Raw genomic sequence first — 1,884 nt, forward strand, 5'->3', positions numbered from 1 at the left:
ACGATGGCCGACGATCCCGGACCCGCGCAGATCATCACCCCATCCGGCAAGACCTTGACCGTCAAGCTCGAGAAATCCGAGCCCGGCGTCTTCCTCGGCAGCGTCGAGACCAGCGAGATCGGCCTCTATCAGGTCGCCAATGGCGACCTCACCGCGCTCGCCCATGTCGGGCCGGTCAACGCCCCGGAATTCGCCGACGTCATTTCCACCGAAAGCCGGCTGAAGGCGCCGGCTGAAGCCACCGGCGGCAGCGTGCGCCGGCTGGCGTCGTCCGCAGCCCTTGGCAGCGACGTGACGCTACCCTCCATCGTGCCTGTGCGCTCGGCTGGTGCCGCGTCCGGCAACGACTGGATCGGACTGCGCACCACGGACGACAGCGTGCTCAAGGCCGTCTCGCGCGTGCCGCTGTTCGGCGGCTTCCTCGGCCTCGGCCTGCTGCTTCTGGCAATGGGTTCGATGTGGTACCGCGAAGGACGGTAGAGCTACTCCTCCGGCTCCGTCTTGAACATCAGCGGATAGCCCTTGGCCTTGCCGGCATCGGTGGCGCGCGTCGCCTTGGTCTCGGCGACATCCCTGGTGAACACGGCGACGACGCAGACGCCGCGACGATGCGCGGTGATCATCACCCGATGCGCCTGGTCTTCGCTGAGTTTGAACTCACCCTTCAGCACCGTCACGACGAATTCGCGCGGCGTGAAATCGTCATTGATGAGGATGACCTTGTAGAGCTTTGGCCGTTCGATCTGCGGCTTGACCTGGACGCGCGGTTTTGTGGTGATTTCAGGCATTGGAACCGACAGTTAGAGCAATTCCAGGAAAAGTGTAAAACGGTTTTCCGCCCGGAATTGCGTCAAGACAAAGGATCAGAACGGTTCGCCGTTTCCACGAAACGGTGAATTGCTCTGGCGTAGCAACCCTGCCGCCATTCTGGCACCAGCGAAAGCGGTCGTCCATTTTGGTCGACGCGCGAAAACCAGTGTCCGCCGACGCGGCCATTCACAATCATGTGGGAAAGTGTCGGTTGCCGTTCAACGGCCCTGGCGGCCGAACATGCGGCGGCTGGGAATCTGCCGCGCGGTCGTGGCGGGCCGGATATCGGGGTGAAAGCGGTTTCCACCCGCATCCGCCCGGCGTTCCAGCCAGACCGTGATCGGCCACGCGGCGACGCAGATCAACGTCGCGCCTGTCAGCACGATCAGCAGCCAGGTCTGTGCCGGCGTGATGTAGTCCCAGTTGGTGGAAATCGCCGGCGCGAACAGCGAAGGCTCGGTGCGTCCGGTGGCCGGATCGGGCACCGGGCTGGCGGTGAACAGGATCAGCACCCTGGCGACGCCGGTGGCAACCAGGCCGCCGATCACCATCGAGCGCAAAATGGACGAAAGCCGCTTCTTCATGCGGATTGTCCTACACGGCCGGCGTTGCAAACGGGTTAAGTGTCAGTCGAGGCGGAAGCTGCCGGTGCCAGACTTCGTCAGGGCTTCAGCGCTCGGACAGGAAGAAGGCCGCTCCAGCCGAAACCAGCTGGAGCGTCCTTGGCCAACAGCCGGCATTTTATGCCGGACCTGATTACGTCTTCGGGGCGTCCTTCTTGACGGCCTTCTCGGCAGCCTTCTTGTGCTTCTTGACGGTCTTCTTGACGACCTTCTTCGGAGCAGCCTTGGCCGGAGCGGCAGTCGCCGGAGCTGTGGTCGTCGAAGCAGCCGGAGCAGCGGTCGTGGTGGCGGCGGCGTTGCCGAGAGCCGGCATCGCGAAAGCCAGAGCGACGGCGAGACCGGTGGCGGAGAGGATGGACTTTTTCATGGCTTCGTTTCCTTTTTATGCGGGTCAAGTTTCTGAGTGTTACTGAACCGGGTCGTTCGGCGTCACTCCAAGCAGCTTCAAAGC

3 protein-coding genes and 1 pseudogene are annotated in these 1,884 nt (G+C 63.2%); 1 reads left to right on the forward strand and 3 read right to left on the reverse strand.

All coding sequences use genetic code 11. The features are described 5' to 3' along the window. A pseudogene (locus EN906_RS32590) lies at positions 1-480 on the forward strand (hypothetical protein); the annotation flags it as partial. 2 nt (positions 481-482) lie between these two features. Here EN906_RS32590 and clpS read toward each other — a convergent pair. From clpS to EN906_RS32605, 3 genes are all read right to left on the reverse strand, one after another. Then, the gene (gene clpS, locus EN906_RS32595) at positions 483-788 is read right to left on the reverse strand and encodes an ATP-dependent Clp protease adapter ClpS (protein WP_127266562.1); all 306 of its coding nucleotides are present in this window, start codon (positions 786-788) and stop codon (positions 483-485) included. Positions 789-1,028: 240 nt separating this feature from the next. Beyond that, the gene (locus EN906_RS32600) at positions 1,029-1,394 is read right to left on the reverse strand and encodes a hypothetical protein (RefSeq protein ID WP_127266561.1); all 366 of its coding nucleotides are present in this window, start codon (positions 1,392-1,394) and stop codon (positions 1,029-1,031) included. A 172-nt stretch (positions 1,395-1,566) separates the two neighbouring features. After that, on the reverse strand, positions 1,567-1,800 hold the full coding sequence (locus EN906_RS32605; protein WP_013529962.1) for a hypothetical protein: 234 nt from the start codon (positions 1,798-1,800) through the stop codon (positions 1,567-1,569). Positions 1,801-1,884 lie beyond the last annotated feature (84 nt).

The sequence above is a fragment of the Mesorhizobium sp. M7A.F.Ca.CA.004.06.1.1 genome (genome assembly GCF_003999135.1).
Lineage (GTDB): Bacteria > Pseudomonadota > Alphaproteobacteria > Rhizobiales > Rhizobiaceae > Mesorhizobium.